Genomic DNA, 14,707 nt, shown 5'->3' with positions numbered 1-14,707 from the left:
GATACATTAAGTGTGGTGACATCATGAATAAGACAACACGACTTACTCAAACAACCGATTATAAATTAAAGGAAGCTCGCTGGGTACGGAGAATGTTTTTATTATACTGGATGATTATAGCCGTACATTTTATTGCGCAGCTTGGTTGTTATTTATTTCTCGAATACCACGCTTCGTCTTATGAATTTTACGTTGGAGTTCTCATTGTTCCGACACTGATTATGTGTGGTTCCAATCTGCTTGCAGAGCTGGTTCATTATAAATACAACAGATATTCATTTGTGATCCTATTTGTGGCAAGCACGGTCATCTGCTGGACCATCATTCGTTTAAACTACGATATTGGGATTATCCCGGCGTTGTGCTTGTTGCCTATTTTCTCATCCATCCTGTTCTTCAATCGTCGCCTAATATGGTTTTCCTTTGTCTTGCAAGTTGGAGTCTTTTTACTTTTGCTGGCAGTGGATGGTTCTTTCCGTACCTACTTGTCGGTCTTTGATATTGTAGCGATTCTGATCTTTTTGATTATGTCCACTTTTATTGCCATTATTATTCAGGCAAGCGGCCGTGACCTGCTGTTGGATTTGTATAAAACACAGCGTGCTCACCAGGAATTAATGATTAGTAATGCGATTATAAGCAAAATGTCGATGACCGACGGGTTAACCAAGCTCTATAATCATTTGTCCTTTCAGAACTTCTATGAAAAAGCACTCGAATATGCTGAACAAGGCGCCATTATCCATCTCGCATTACTTGATATTGATAATTTCAAGAAAATTAACGACAATTACGGGCACCAGTTCGGAGATAAAATTTTGGAGAGCATTTCGCTAATCATTACAGAACAGATTACAGCTAATGATATTGCGGCCCGCTATGGTGGTGAGGAATTCGCCATCCTGATGTTCGAGCATACTTTTGAAGAAGCTTATCAAATCGCCGAAAACATCCGACATGCAGTGGAAAAGATGATCTTTCATGAAAAAAAGCAGAACATTTCCGTGACCGTAAGCATTGGACTGAAAAGCTATACAGAAGAAATGAACAAAGATTCGTTCTTTCAGGAAGCGGACGACTACCTATATCAAGCCAAGCGTTCTGGCAAGAATAAGATAGTTTCGCTCAATCATATCGCTTAATTCGACAGAGAATACTTCGCAGGATGAATTCTCCGGCACTCGCTTGCCGGGGATTTCTTTTTTAAGAGACAATCCATTTGACAAGAATATGAGTTGAAACTATAATAGTTACAAGTTATAACGTAATTTACTTACATAAAATAAGTTAAAGGAGATGTTTTTCATATGTCAACACTTGTTATTGTAACCCACCCTAATCTTGCGGAGTCCCGCGTTAACAAAAGATGGGTCCAGGAGCTCAAACAGCAATCGGGTGTAACCGTTCATAACCTGTATGAAGTATACCCGGATGAGAAAATCAATGTAGCTCAAGAGCAGGAACTGCTGGAGCAGCATGACCGTATTGTACTGCAATTTCCTTTTTACTGGTATAGCACCCCTTCCCTGCTGAAAAAATGGCAAGATGTGGTTCTGACTTACGGTTGGGCTTATGGAAGCGAAGGTGGCAAATTGGAGGGCAAAGAGTTACTGATTGCTCTGTCTGCCGCTAGTGTAGAGGAAAACTATCAACATGACGGACGGAACAGATACACAATCGAAGAACTGTTGAGACCTCTCGAAGCTACAAGCCACTTGATTGGTGTCAAATTGCTCCCTTATTTCGTACAATATGGTGCTGGGGTTCTGACCGACGAGCAGCTTGAGCAATCCGCACAAAAATACGCGCAAGCCGTTACTTCTTAATTGAATTGCAAGAATCCCCTTGGTTGGAGCTGCCACCTGCTGTGAAGCAGAGCGTGGCAGTCTACCGACTAAGGGGATTTTTTGATTTTGATTTTTCAAATCAGGAATGATAAAGAACTGCGTTCTTTTGCTGGTTTGCAGGAATGGGTTAATTAGCTGAATAAACGATTTCGGACGAGTGTACCCGGATTGCAGCCGTATTTTTTACGGAACGCCTCTGCAAAGTAGCTTGGATTGGAATAGCCCACCGCAAAAGAAACTTCCGTAACACTATTTCCTCCGACTTGCAGCAAATGAAGTGCCTGCTCCAGCCGTTGTTCGCGCAGATCTCCAAAGACGGTTGTTCCGTACATTTCCTTGTAGCCCATTTTTAATTTGTAATCGTTCATGCCGATCATACGTGAAAGCTGCAAGAGAGACGGCGGCTCCGCCATGTGCTCCAGCATAATTTGACGCGCCCTCTTAATTTTGGAGATTTCATCCCGGTTCAAGGAGACGGATGGATCATGCCCATTCTCGAAAAAGGTGCGTAAAGCCAGCATCCACAAATCCAATACGGCACATTCCATTTCTATATTGCGCATCGAGCCGGATTGAATTCCCTGCATTAGCTGAGTCCATTTGGAGACGGCAACTGGACTCATACGAGCCTGAAAAGCGCGAAATGAATGGGGTCCGAGTAAATCCGCAAAATCAACACTCCTTCTTCCGTCCGCCTCTTCCATAAAATAATGAAACGTCGATACCGGAATCCCGATGCCCAGCATCGTAAATTGCTCATTCGCCGTAAATTCAAAGCGAGCTTCGCCCGGCTTCAGGAGCTGTAACGAAAAATGCCCCGGCACAATTTCATGCCGTACTCCCGACGCCTGAACCTCCCGTCCGCCGCGGAAACAGCAGGTAAGCTCCACCATAGGCACAGAAGCCACAAAATCAATCGTTCGGCTTTGATGAAAGGTATAATCGGAAACCACAAGCTCCATATCCAGACGCGGGGAGCAACGGCAAATAGTACCCTTCCCTACGGTTTGTATAAGTTCCAACGGAGCTTTATCGCCTGTAACGTCAAAATTCAGCTCCAATTTTTCAAGAAACAGATTAAAATTATGATGAAAAGTAGCTTCCTGCACAGCGTTTCACTCCAGTATTGTTCATTGATAATTATTCTCATCATACCGGATTAATGGTGATTTGACAAAGAACCTCCTGCCGCTAGAAAATAGCAGCGATGGAGGTTCCCGTCAATCTGTTAAAATATGAAGATTTACAAAGTAACCAGTGTGCTGGACACCTGAACCATGCTCTCTTTAATGATGTTGCAGCCTTCACGCAGGTTTTCCAAGCTGATCGTTAGCGCAGGCATAATTTTAATCACCGTATCGTTACGTCCGGCCCGCTCAATAATGAGGCCCCTGCTAAAGCAAAGAGCAGCTACTTCTTTGGCAAAGGCTTCTCCCAGAGGAGACACATCAATTCCCCAGATCAGTCCCAAGCCGCGAATGTCAATGAGAGGGTCAATCGTTTGAATATGTTCATACAAAAATTGCTGAACAAAAGCTTCTTTCTCTTTTACCTGTGCTTCCAGCCCTACCGTATCCCTGAACTCCAGCGCAGCCTTGGCGGCTACAAAAGCAAGCTGGTTCCCCCGGAAGGTACCATTGTGCTCGCCAGGGCTCCAAATATCCAACTCCGGCTTGAGCAGTAGCAGTGACATCGGCAAACCATAACCACTGATCGACTTAGACAAAACGACCATATCAGGAACGATACCCGCGCGCTCAAACGAGAAGAACGAACCGACCCGACCGCAGCCGACCTGAATATCGTCAACAATCAGCAAAATATCATGATCATCGCACAGTTGCCGCAAATCACGCAGCCATTCAGTATCGGCAATGTTAATACCACCTTCAGCCTGTACCGTTTCCAGAATGATAGCCGCTGGCTTTTCCACCCCGGAATGGGTATCTGTTAAAAGCTGCTCCATATACAAAATGGTATCCAAGCCGTTAAACGTACTGTTAAAGGGGATGAAGGTAACGTTATTCAGGGATACACCAGCACTCTCTCTCATGGAGTTGTTACTGGTAACGGACAAACTTCCTAGAGACATGCCGTGAAATGCGCCCATAAAAGCAAAAATCCCATTTCTTTTTTTGACTTTGCGTGCAAGCTTCAGCGCTGCCTCTACCGCATTGGTTCCCGTTGGTCCGCAAAATTGCAGCTTATAATTCAAGCCCTTGGGCTGGAGAATACGCTCGGAGAAAGACTCAATAAACTCCTGTTTCGCCGTTGTGTACATATCCAGACCGTGCATGATCCGATCAGAGGTTAAGTAATCCAAAATCCGATTTTTCATAAAATCGTTGTTATGTCCGTAGTTCAAGGCCCCTGCTCCGGCAAAAAAGTCGATATATCCCTCTCCTGCCTCCGTATACAGCACATCGTTTTTCGCTTTGTTGAAAACAACCGGAAAGTTTCTGCAATAGGATCTTACATTGGACTCCAGTGCTTCGAATGTGTTCATTGATTTCTCGTCCTCCCGCTGACCTGATTTGGAAAAAATACAAGCATGGAAAGCAAAAAAAGTGTAAATATGTAAGCTAAAAAGAGAAGACAGTCCGAATCTCAATGGGGTAGCCACACCAAAAAATCATGAGTACGATCACAGGAACGATTAGAGTACAGAAAATAAATGCAAAATAGTCTATGGAGTGTAAATTAAATTCCAGAAGATTAAATGGTGGGGGGTTCTAAGGGGCCTATCAGTGGATGTCACTCCTATGTAATAAAATACCATAATTTTTTTTAAAGTCAATGCATGCTTCTGATGTGTTTTGTTAAATTTTTGTAATCGAGTGTTGAGGACTTGTTGCATTTTGTTAATTCTCCACGAAAAATGTCGGAATAGAGCTGAAAATCTTATAAATAGAGCATTTCCATATCAAAAAAGTATAAATCCGTTCTGCCCGGCTATTGGTTTGCCCGATCCCCCTGATCTTTTGACAGACTGTCCAAAGGGGGTTACTCTATCAAAAGAACTTGCCAAAAACTTTTTGAATGCATTGAACCTATCCTAACCATTTGACTCGAATTTGATAGAAAGATAAGGAAATATCATTATGTCTAATGTTTTGATTATTGAAGATGACAATATGCTGGGAGATACCCTTTCCTTGTATTTGACTGGAGAAGGCTACAACGTTACCCGGGTGGAACAGGCGGCTGAGGGAATTGCCCGGCTGGGTATGGTGCAGCCTGATATTATTTTGCTAGATCTACTGCTTCCAGATTTGGATGGTGTCAATCCCTGCCCACTGGTACGCAAGCATACGGATGTGCCAATCATCGTGATTTCTTCAGAAAACAATATCTCAGAGCGCATCCGTACACTTACGTTGGGAGCAGACGATTATATTTGCAAGCCTTTCAGTATGCAGGAGCTAAAGGCGCGAATCGAGGCTCTTTTCCGTCGTATTGAAATCACACGGTTACAGGCAAGAGGCCTTGCGCCTGAAGCCGAGCCTGAAACAGACATTGTTTTGGATCTGGCGCGAAGAATGATTACCGTTGATGGGCAGATTGTGGAGACGACATTTTCGGAATTTGAGCTTATGAAGCTTTTTTATTTGAACCGGGGAATTGTATTCAGCCGATATGCCTTGATTCAAGCTCTTCGTGGCACAGACTCCTTTATTAATGAGAGGGCTGTAGACGTACATATCAACCATTTGCGCAGGAAAATCGAAAAAGACCCTAAAAAGCCGAAATTAATCAGGACCATCTGGGGAATTGGTTATAAATTTGTGCAATAGCACGATCAGCTCCAGGGAACCGATGACTTGATTTGGTTAATCTCCTTTTGAACCAAGCTCAATTGCTCTCGCCAGTCTGGATACATCTTCCCTGGTGAGGTTTCATGGCTACGTTTCAATCCCTTTTCCAGCTCTATGACTTTTGCCAGCAGCCCGGACGCAAACAGGTTTCCTGCCCCTCCCTTAAGCGAGTGGATTAATCGGAGAGCGGCAGATAACTGTCCGTTGTCCATTTTCCTCGTCAATCTTTTATCGAGATGCTGGTATTCCTGAATCCATTTGTAAAGGGCAAATTGAAAAATATATACCTTTCCATCCATGCCGGCTATCGCCTGTTCCGCGTGAACACCATGTAATTCTTGCAGCCATGCTAAATGAATCCAGCTGTTTAACACTCTTACAGCATTCAGTTCATGGACAGGCTTGAGCAGCACAGCATTAATGCCTGAACGAAGGCAAACCTCCTGTTCATGCTGCGCAGCATCGGCCGTAAAGGCGATAATTGGAAGTCTGTTAAAAGCTTTCTTGCTGCGAATATGTCTGGCCGTCTCAAAGCCATCCATCTCTGGCATATGCAGATCAAGCATTACCATATCCCAGGAACGCAGTTCCAGTGACTCTAACAGTTCTCTTCCATTTGCAACCATGGTTACTTCAAAACCGCGCTCTGCCAGGAACTCGGTAATTACCACCTGGTTAATCTCATTGTCCTCCGCTATGAGAATTTGATACTTCTGTGTTGTAATCTCTCTTTCATAACGAGGGCTCATTATCGTATATGTATCCAGAGTATTAACATCTACAGACACTGTCTTTTCCTTTTCCAGCCTCCAGCGAATAACCTCCAATACAGCGTTTCGAGTCACGGGCTTGGACAAAAAGGCATCCACCCTGCTATCCTCGTCCCCAACTGCTATCCCTTCCATCTGGAACACTGTTGTAAGTCCAATGACCTGAGTCATCTGTCTATTTAGCAATTGAAGCCATTGTCTCCGTGTATCCAGCTCTCTAAAGCCATTCATCCCCATGTCGACCATAACCAAATCAAAATATTCGCCATTTTGAAAAGCTTCCACACATTCCTGAAAGGATGAAATGGTGTATGTTTCTAATCCTATGCTTTGTAGTAATTCGTTCAGACTAAATCTCAACAGCTCATGCCGCACAACAATTAAGGCTTTGCCGCTTATTTGTTTTTCTATCTGTGCGCCTTCCGGATGTAGATCCCCGATATTCAGTTCGACATTAAAGTAAAACCGACTGTATTCTCCCAATCGGCTTTCAACCTCTACATTCCCGCCCATGGCTTCAGCCAAATGCTTGCTAATGGCCAAACCCAGCCCGGAGCCCCCATATCGGCGGCTGGTTGATGTATTCGCTTGGGTAAAAGGGACAAACAGCTTGTTCACACCCACCTCGGAAATACCTATACCCGTATCCTCCACCATAAAGGACAACACTACCCGTCCGTTCTGCTGGCTTAGCATTTTCACCTCTAACAATACATGTCCCTGATCCGTAAATTTGACGGCATTAGTCAGAAGGTTTAAAAGCACCTGTTCCATCCGCAATGGATCACCTTTAACACTTTTGGGTAATTTGGGGTCCGTTATAAAAATGATCTCTATTTCTTTGTGTTCCAGCAAAGTACCCACCGTATCTGCAAGATGCCTAAGCATTTTTTCCAGCTCAAACTCCTGTCTTTCCAATTCCAAACTGCCTGCTTCCATCTTGGAAAAGTCCAGTACGTTATTGAGCATGGACGAGAGGGTACCCGAGGAGGCGAGCAGCTTGTCAAGGTAGTCTTTTTGGACAGCAGTCAGTTCCGTCTTGTTCAACAGCTTGGACAGACCGATGATCCCATTCAGCGGCGTGCGAATTTCGTGGCTCATATGAGCCAAAAAAACGCTTTTGGCATGGTTAGCCTCGTCTACCTCCTTTCTTTTCTGCTCGGAAGCTTTATACTCCGTAATATCCATTACGTGACCGATGACATGCTTGGTGATCCCGTCCTCCCTGACCGGATGTAAGGTAATTAAAGCCGAGTATTCCCAAAACTCCAGCTCAAATACCGTCCGGTCACCGAACCATGCCTGTTTGTAGTACTCGCTAAGCTGCTCCAGCGTTTCAGAGGAAAGCTCGAAAATATCCCCGAGTCGCTTAACATGCTCCCTTCGATTATAGCTGACTTGCAGATCCATACCCATGCGCTCCAGCAAGCCTCCTTCGAGCAGCCTATAATAAAATTCGTCGCCGCTTTTCTCCAGCCTGAAGGTAAAACCGGGTTGAACCCGAAGCACATTTAGGAGATCACGGTTTTGGCCCAGTAAACGTTGTTCATATGTATGTTTAATGATCCAAACGCGTACAAACAAAGCGATGAACATCAGACCAATCCCTAGCTCCAGCACACAAGTCATCAGATCTCTATCACTTATGCCAAAATATAAGAATAGAATTCCTGTCACTCCATAAAAAACACGCGTGATCGTCTGCCGAATGAGCTGAGAAATCAGATTGCGGCGCGCAAATGTAATAGGCGGCTGAAAAGTCAAAACAATTAATAATATCACGATAACATAAAGCACCAAGTCTCGAACCAAGTGTTCTCCCTCCTGTAATCTCCCTACTTTGTAAGCTATATTGGAAATATAAAAAAACTCAGGACAGATTCCTTATGCCATAAGGCTTAAAGAACTGTCCCGAGCATTCATTGTACTATAGATTCCATAGGGTTCAAGTTCGTTTTAATACTTGAAACGACCAATCATAGACCTCAACTCAGCAGCCATTGTTGATAGCAGCTGAGCAGAGGCTGATATTTCCTCCATGGAAGCCAGCTGCTCTTCTGAGGAAGCGGCAACTTCCTCAGAAGTAGCAGCATTACCGGTTGCAATCGTCGCCAGCTCGTTGGCTGTCGCTGCAATCTCTTGTACACTCGCTGATATCTGTTGTGCAATCGCAGCAACCTCCTCCACCTGAGGTGTGGTCTCCCGAATGCCTTCCATCGCGTCTCCCAGCTTGACAATGGTTTCTTTAGAAATCTGCAGCCCATTCTGAACCTCAGTCGTAACACGGTTCATCGTCTGAACCGTGGTTTCCGTTTCATGCTGAATTTCGGCAATCAATGTGGCAATCTGTGTTGCAGATGCCTGCGATTGCTCTGCCAGCTTGCGCACCTCATCTGCAACGATGGCAAAGCCCTTGCCATGATCACCTGCTCTAGCCGCCTCAATCGCTGCATTCAAGGCCAGTAGGTTCGTCTGATTGGATAGTTCACCAATAACCTTGGTAATTTCACCGATTTCCTGTGAGCGGGCTTGCAAGGCTTGAATCATTCGGTTAGATTGCTCTACCGAATGGTGAATCGAATTCATTTGTTCGCCTGTTTGCTCAACGGATTTCCGTCCTTCCTCTGCTTGTAAAGAGGATCGTCTGGCCAAATCGGCTACCGAGATTGAGCGTTCCGCAATTTGTGTGACTCCCTGTGCAATTTCATCAAGGGCTACTGAGTTATTTTCCAGGCCTGTAGTCTGCTTCTCTGCTCCACTGGCAATTTCCTGAACAGCCTGTGATACCTGCTCACTTGCAGCACTGGTTTGTTCTGCGCTTACCGTTAGCTCGTTCGAGGATCTAGCGACATGATCTGCACTTTCCCCTACGTTCTGAATGACAGATCGCAAGTTATCCTGCATGTTTCGGAAAGCCAGTCCCAATTGACCAATCTCATCCTCGCTCTTCACTTGAATGTCCTGCGTCAGATCCCCTGCGCTCACATTAACCGCTTGTTCCTTCAATTTTAAAATAGGTTTGATGATGGAACGAATCAGGAAATAGACAATGATTATACCCACCACAAGACACCCGACGACCGTAAGCAAGGTGCTGATCAAAATCGGCTGTGCTGCTTCATCCACTTCAGATAAATACAGCGTTCCGCCTATCTTCCAGCCTGTCAGCTTGTTGGTCGCATAGTTCATATATTTGGACTGACCTTCATACTGATACTCGTATTCACCAGCGTCGCTCTCATACATGCGTGATTCAATATCTGCTATTTTGGTGCCTGGTGCCTTCGTCGGATGAACAATGTAAGTGCGCTCGCTGTCCAGCAATATGGCATAACCTTCACGACCTACTTTAATATTGTTCAGTGTCTCCTTAATACCGCTAACTTTCAGATCGATGCCAATAACACCCGAACCATCCGTCGTGGCTCTGGACACCGTAACCGTCATTTGCTTGGAGGATGCGGAGAGATAGGGCGCACTAATCGCTGTTTTTGCTTGTTCCTTTATGGACTGCTCATACCAGGATCTGACTCGGGGATCATAATTATCCGGTAATTCCTTCTGTGGATAGGTTGTAAATTTACCACCTTTCGTTCCATAATAAATGGATTCTGTTTCAGGATGAAGTGCAATATATTGCTTAAAGAATTCTTCCAAATTCGCCGCTTGTTCCTCCGTCTCCACCAGGTTGCCTTTTAGCCTTTCAGCGAAATATTCTGCATCATGCACCTTGGGTGAAATGGCGCTATCAATAATAAAATTAGTGCGGGTGATGACCTGCTCGGCGCTATCTTCAATCTGGTTTAGAATCTCCTGTCTGGCGCTCACAAATGATAGAGCCCCAACAATCATAGATGGTATGATCAAAAAAGCAATAAAAGCGACCATCAGCTTCGTTTTAAAATTATTGCTGAGCATCCTTCCCACGTGCCATGGTTTTCCTGCAAACTTCTTCATTAGTCAACATCTCCAATTCATCATCTGGATTGCTTGCATATTGTGAACCGCTTCGCTTTGCCAATGATTATTCACTCGACAAATTCACTTTCTCTTTTCCGTTCTTCATCATCTCCCTCTAAAACACTTCGACACAAAAAAGATATAAACACGACAACGAATAGGTATATGTACTTATTTTTGAATGAAGCAAGGCTCCTTGGAACCGATTCCTTAATATAATATACCTAAAAACTATTAAAAAAAATGCACTGAACATGTTAAGGAAATGTTAGTTTTAACTCACTATACCTACCTCTAAACATGAAATAATCCCCTTGAGGTTGGCATACATAAGGTCATTTTTCGAAAATCACCATATGCTTGTTACCCCAAGGGGATCAAATTTGTTTTTTATTTTAGGTTAATCAATTCAGTAAAGCCTTAAGATCATCGAGACGGGTGACAGGTGCCTGGCAGGCGAAATGCTCGCACACATACACAGCCGGTTTGCCATCGACGAGCGTGTAATCACGGATATAATGGACGATGTCTGCGATTGCGGACTGCCCTTCATCCTTCAAAATAACAACTGTATTCGGCCTGAATCCGGCTTGAACCGCTCGAATAAACTGGTCGGTCTGCGGATCATCCCTATGCCCCACAATAACAATTTCCTTCGTCGTTCCCGACGCATACAATAGCGAGCTAAGCAGCGCCGAGTAACCCGTTGGGTATTGAACAACCAAGCCACCAAAAACCTTGAATTGCTTGGCTGAATAGTCCTCCAACCGAGATTCCCCCGTCAACCGTGCCAGTCGCACCCAATTATGGGCCGCAATGCTGTTACCGGATGGAATCGCTCCATCATATACCTCTTTGGGCTTGGCGATCAATTGCTCACCATCTGATCCGTAAAAGAACAGTCCGCCCCGTTCCTCATCCCAGAACAAGTCGATCATATCCTGATTAAGCGTTAACGCCCGTTGCAGATATTGTACATCAAAGCTCGCCTGGTACAGCTCAATCAAGCCCCACACATAAAAAGCATAGTCATCTACATAGCCGGGATAAGCTGCATCCCTGTCCCGATAACGCGCCAACAGCCGTCCGTCGTCCCGTCTCAGATGGTTCCACAAGAACGTCTCTGCCCTCTGTGCCAGTTCGGTATATTTAGCCTCTCCAAATGCCTGTCCCGCCTTCGCTAAAGCAGCGATCATCAACCCGTTCCACGAGGTCAAAATCTTGTCATCCTTGTGAGGATGAACCCGTTGCTCTCTGGCAGTAAACAGCTTAGCTCGCAGCTCACTGGCCCGTTGCTCCAATTCCTGTTCGGTCAAGTCATGCTTGATCCCGTAGGCTTCCAGATTTATATCAATCAGGTTCGGAATGTTATGTCCTTCGAAATTGCCGTAAGGTGTAATCCCGTACAAATCGTTAAAAAAGGCGGCATCCTTAGCGCCCAGTATAGCCCTTACCTCAGACTCGTCCCAAACATAGAATTTGCCCTCTTCTCCTTCGGAATCCGCATCCTCCGCTGAATAAAAGGCTCCTCCAACATCTGTCATGTCCCTTGCGATATATGTAAAGATTTGTTCCGCAATCCGTCGATACAGCTCCTTGCCAGTGACTTGCCAAGCCTCCGTATAAGCAATGGCCAGCAGAGCGTTATCATATAGCATTTTTTCAAAATGAGGCACCAGCCACTTCTCATCCACCGCATAGCGTGAAAATCCCATGCCCACATGGTCGTAAATTCCACCCCGATACATCGCATCCAGCGTCTTCTCTGCCATTTCCAGTGCCTGCTGATTTCCAGTGTGCTGTGCATATCGCAGCAAAAAAGACAAGTTATGCGGAGAAGGAAACTTGGGAGTTTCCCCAAAGCCGCCATAGTCCTTATCAAAGGCATAGCTGAATTGATGAAAGGCTTTGTTCAGACTATGCTCGTCCAGTTCGCCCCGATAACTGGCAAGCTTGTCGTGGCGTTCATGCTCGGTAAGCACCTGTTCGCCCAGTTCCACCAATTCGTCAGGTTGTTCCTTCCAACGGGCAGCCACCTTGTCCAACAGCTCCATTAGACCCACACGGCCAAATTTCTGCTCTTTGGGCAAATACGTTCCCGCAAAAAAAGGCTTGTGATCCGGCGTCATCAAAATCGTAAGCGGCCAGCCCCCATGCCCCGTCATCGTTTGACAGATGGACATATAAATATGATCCACATCCGGACGTTCCTCCCGATCCACCTTAATGGATACGTAGTCCCGGTTTAACAAATCCGCAACCTCTTCATCCTCGAACGACTCTCTCTCCATAACATGACACCAATGACAAGTGGAATAGCCGACAGATAAGAAAATAGGTTTATTTTCTCGTCTCGCTGTATCAAACGCTTCTTCACTCCACGCATACCAGTTCACTGGATTATGAGCGTGTTGGAGCAAATAAGGCGATTTCTCAGCGATTAATCTATTGGGCTTGCTGTTCGTTGTCATGGGGCATCACCTCTTTTCGGTTGGATTTGGGTAAAGATATGCTTAGTGTTAGTTTACCCAAATGAGTCGCAATCATCAATTTCGGATTACCTTAACAGTTCTCCTCATATCTTTTATCTTTAGTTTCAGCGCATACTCAATCTCTGAGTTAGCTCACGAGCTTCAAACTATATAATCACTCACTTTGCAAAACCAAACCATGTGAACAGAATCAGGTCCCCAGTAGTTCTTTTACTGCCTTATAGGGCTCTCCAAAGATCGTAATATCTTTAAAATCATTTTGTTGGAGTAATTCAATGAAAGCTCGCTCAATAGCGATTTTTGTTTTATAAATTCTGATATCTTCATTCGTTTAACCACTTGCTCCTTATGTGTAAGTTTTCGAACACTTCATATATAACATGTAAGATATCTTACAGATTATGCGATACTAATTATTTTTTATGTAGTAACTATACTCTATAGTAAGCACATACCCAAATTGAAGGAGGAAAATATATGTTTAAGCAATATGTAAATAACGAACAATTTAATCTCCAAATTAATCGTTTTATCAATGATTATTATCAAGAAGATGATCGCACAGAAGCAGATTTGGAAAAAATGATTCCGAAATTAAACGATACCCATAGCTGGTATGAAGCTTGGCTGGATTCAGCAAAGAAACGCGAAGATAGCAAGGACTATGACTTAGCCTCAGTCTACTATCAAGCAGCAGAATTTTATCTTGCACCCACAGATCCCAATAAAGAAAAAATGTATCAAAAATATACAGAAACCTTCTATAAAGGCTTTCATGATTTTGAGTATGAATCCTACAAGATTCCTTATGAAGACTCCTATCTTCCTGCTGTCAAATTAATGACACCTGGAGCTACGAAAACATTACTTGTCTTTGGTGGGTATGATTCTTACATGGAAGAGATGCTTAAAATGATGAAATTTATGAAGGGAATTCATTACAATATTATTGTATTTGATGGTCCAGGCCAAGGAACTGCATTAAAAAACGGTCTAAAATTCATTCATAACTGGGAAAAGCCCATATCAACGGTGATTGATTATTTCAAATTAGATCGTGTAAGCCTCGTAGGCGCTTCTTGGGGAGGATATTTGGCAATGCGGGCAGCAGCTTTCGAAAAGAGAATCGATAAAGTAGTTGCTTTTAACATTTTCTATTGTGGTTTAGATGCCTTAAAAATGGGTATGCCAGAAGAAACGTATCAGAGTATGATGCAGCTAGTCGATCATAATGAAGTAGATCAAGTGGATTCTTTACTTGAAAAGATGATGACTCACAATATTGATTTACATTGGAAGATTACCAAAGGGATGGAAAACACCGGTGAATCAACTCCTTTTGGTCTCATTAAAAATTTCGAAAAACACACGATGCAAGGCATTGGAGCATTCATTAATCAAGATGTTCTTTTATTAGCTGGAGAAGATGATCAATATGTACCTATTAGCCGACTACCACAAATTCAACAAGAATTAATAAATGCGGCTTCCATTACAACCAAAGTATTTACTAAAGAAACGGGGGGTGAGCAACACTGCCAAGCAGGTCACAGGGAGTTAGCATTTAATGAAATGAAGAAGTTCCTATAACACAGAGAGATAAATACCCAATCACAATTTCTCACATAAAAAATTCAGAGTATGGTTAATGCGGATATTTCATAAATATTTAAAGGAATTATGTATAACGTATGGTTTCCCCAAAAGGGGGAACCGTCTTTTTAGCGTAAGTATTGCCCTAAACATGCCTAGTCTTAATTTACCCAATGGAGAGATATCAATTTGTTACTTCTCCTTGTACCTTTTATATATTTATCTATGGT

The 14,707-nt window shown here is 43.8% G+C and carries 9 protein-coding genes; 4 read left to right on the top strand and 5 right to left on the bottom strand.

Features of this window, described 5'->3' with window-relative positions; translation table 11 throughout:
* Window positions 1-23 precede the first annotated feature (23 nt).
* Both ABIA61_RS04015 and ABIA61_RS04010 read left to right on the top strand, forming a co-directional pair.
* Complete coding sequence (locus tag ABIA61_RS04015; RefSeq protein ID WP_404520092.1) at window positions 24-1,142, top strand: GGDEF domain-containing protein; 1,119 nt, start codon at window positions 24-26, stop codon at window positions 1,140-1,142.
* Between the two features lie 165 nt (window positions 1,143-1,307).
* A complete protein-coding gene (locus ABIA61_RS04010; RefSeq protein WP_283655991.1) occupies window positions 1,308-1,826 on the top strand; it encodes an NAD(P)H-dependent oxidoreductase in 519 nt (172 codons plus the stop codon).
* 152 nt (window positions 1,827-1,978) lie between these two features.
* Here ABIA61_RS04010 and ABIA61_RS04005 read toward each other — a convergent pair whose 3' ends face one another.
* On the bottom strand, window positions 1,979-2,956 hold the full coding sequence (locus ABIA61_RS04005; protein WP_283655990.1) for a helix-turn-helix transcriptional regulator: 978 nt from the start codon (window positions 2,954-2,956) through the stop codon (window positions 1,979-1,981).
* A gap of 134 nt (window positions 2,957-3,090) precedes the next feature.
* Window positions 3,091-4,353, bottom strand: a complete 1,263-nt coding sequence (gene ectB, locus ABIA61_RS04000) for a diaminobutyrate--2-oxoglutarate transaminase (protein WP_404520090.1) — start codon at window positions 4,351-4,353, stop codon at window positions 3,091-3,093.
* Between the two features lie 595 nt (window positions 4,354-4,948).
* Here ectB and ABIA61_RS03995 point away from each other — a divergent pair.
* Entirely contained in the window at window positions 4,949-5,641 is a 693-nt protein-coding gene (locus ABIA61_RS03995) for a response regulator transcription factor (protein ID WP_283655988.1), read from the top strand.
* 5 nt (window positions 5,642-5,646) lie between these two features.
* Here the strand turns inward: ABIA61_RS03995 and ABIA61_RS03990 are convergent, their stop codons facing one another.
* From ABIA61_RS03990 to ABIA61_RS03980, 3 genes are all read right to left on the bottom strand, one after another.
* A complete protein-coding gene (locus tag ABIA61_RS03990) occupies window positions 5,647-8,244 on the bottom strand; it encodes a hybrid sensor histidine kinase/response regulator (RefSeq protein ID WP_404520086.1) in 2,598 nt (865 codons plus the stop codon).
* Between the two features lie 144 nt (window positions 8,245-8,388).
* Window positions 8,389-10,389 (bottom strand): methyl-accepting chemotaxis protein, encoded by a 2,001-nt coding sequence (locus tag ABIA61_RS03985; RefSeq protein ID WP_404520084.1) that lies wholly within the window; start codon window positions 10,387-10,389, stop codon window positions 8,389-8,391.
* Between the two features lie 407 nt (window positions 10,390-10,796).
* Entirely contained in the window at window positions 10,797-12,863 is a 2,067-nt protein-coding gene (locus ABIA61_RS03980) for a thioredoxin domain-containing protein (protein WP_404580328.1), read from the bottom strand.
* 498 nt (window positions 12,864-13,361) lie between these two features.
* Here ABIA61_RS03980 and ABIA61_RS03975 point away from each other — a divergent pair, with 498 nt between their 5' ends.
* Window positions 13,362-14,474: an alpha/beta fold hydrolase gene (locus tag ABIA61_RS03975; RefSeq protein ID WP_404580327.1), complete on the top strand. Its 1,113-nt coding sequence runs from the start codon at window positions 13,362-13,364 to the stop codon at window positions 14,472-14,474.
* The last annotated feature ends 233 nt before the right edge of the window (window positions 14,475-14,707 follow it).

The organism is Paenibacillus sp. RC21 (genome assembly GCF_044907935.1).
In the GTDB taxonomy this organism is placed as follows: Bacteria; Bacillota; Bacilli; order Paenibacillales; family Paenibacillaceae; genus Paenibacillus; species Paenibacillus terrae_A.
The sequence above is the reverse complement of the archived record's forward strand: the minus strand, read 5'-3'. Positions and strand labels throughout refer to the sequence as shown.

Excerpts from the sequence above, each read along its gene's own strand:
- ABIA61_RS04015 (WP_404520092.1), top strand. The coding sequence starts at position 24 with ATGAATAAGACAACACGACTTACTCAAACAACCGATTATAAATTAAAG.
- ABIA61_RS04010 (WP_283655991.1), top strand. The coding sequence starts at position 1,308 with ATGTCAACACTTGTTATTGTAACCCACCCTAATCTTGCGGAGTCCCGC.
- ectB (WP_404520090.1), bottom strand. The coding sequence starts at position 4,353 with ATGAACACATTCGAAGCACTGGAGTCCAATGTAAGATCCTATTGCAGA.
- ABIA61_RS03995 (WP_283655988.1), top strand. The coding sequence starts at position 4,949 with ATGTCTAATGTTTTGATTATTGAAGATGACAATATGCTGGGAGATACC.
- ABIA61_RS03985 (WP_404520084.1), bottom strand. The coding sequence starts at position 10,389 with ATGAAGAAGTTTGCAGGAAAACCATGGCACGTGGGAAGGATGCTCAGC.
- ABIA61_RS03980 (WP_404580328.1), bottom strand. The coding sequence starts at position 12,863 with ATGACAACGAACAGCAAGCCCAATAGATTAATCGCTGAGAAATCGCCT.
- ABIA61_RS03975 (WP_404580327.1), top strand. The coding sequence starts at position 13,362 with ATGTTTAAGCAATATGTAAATAACGAACAATTTAATCTCCAAATTAAT.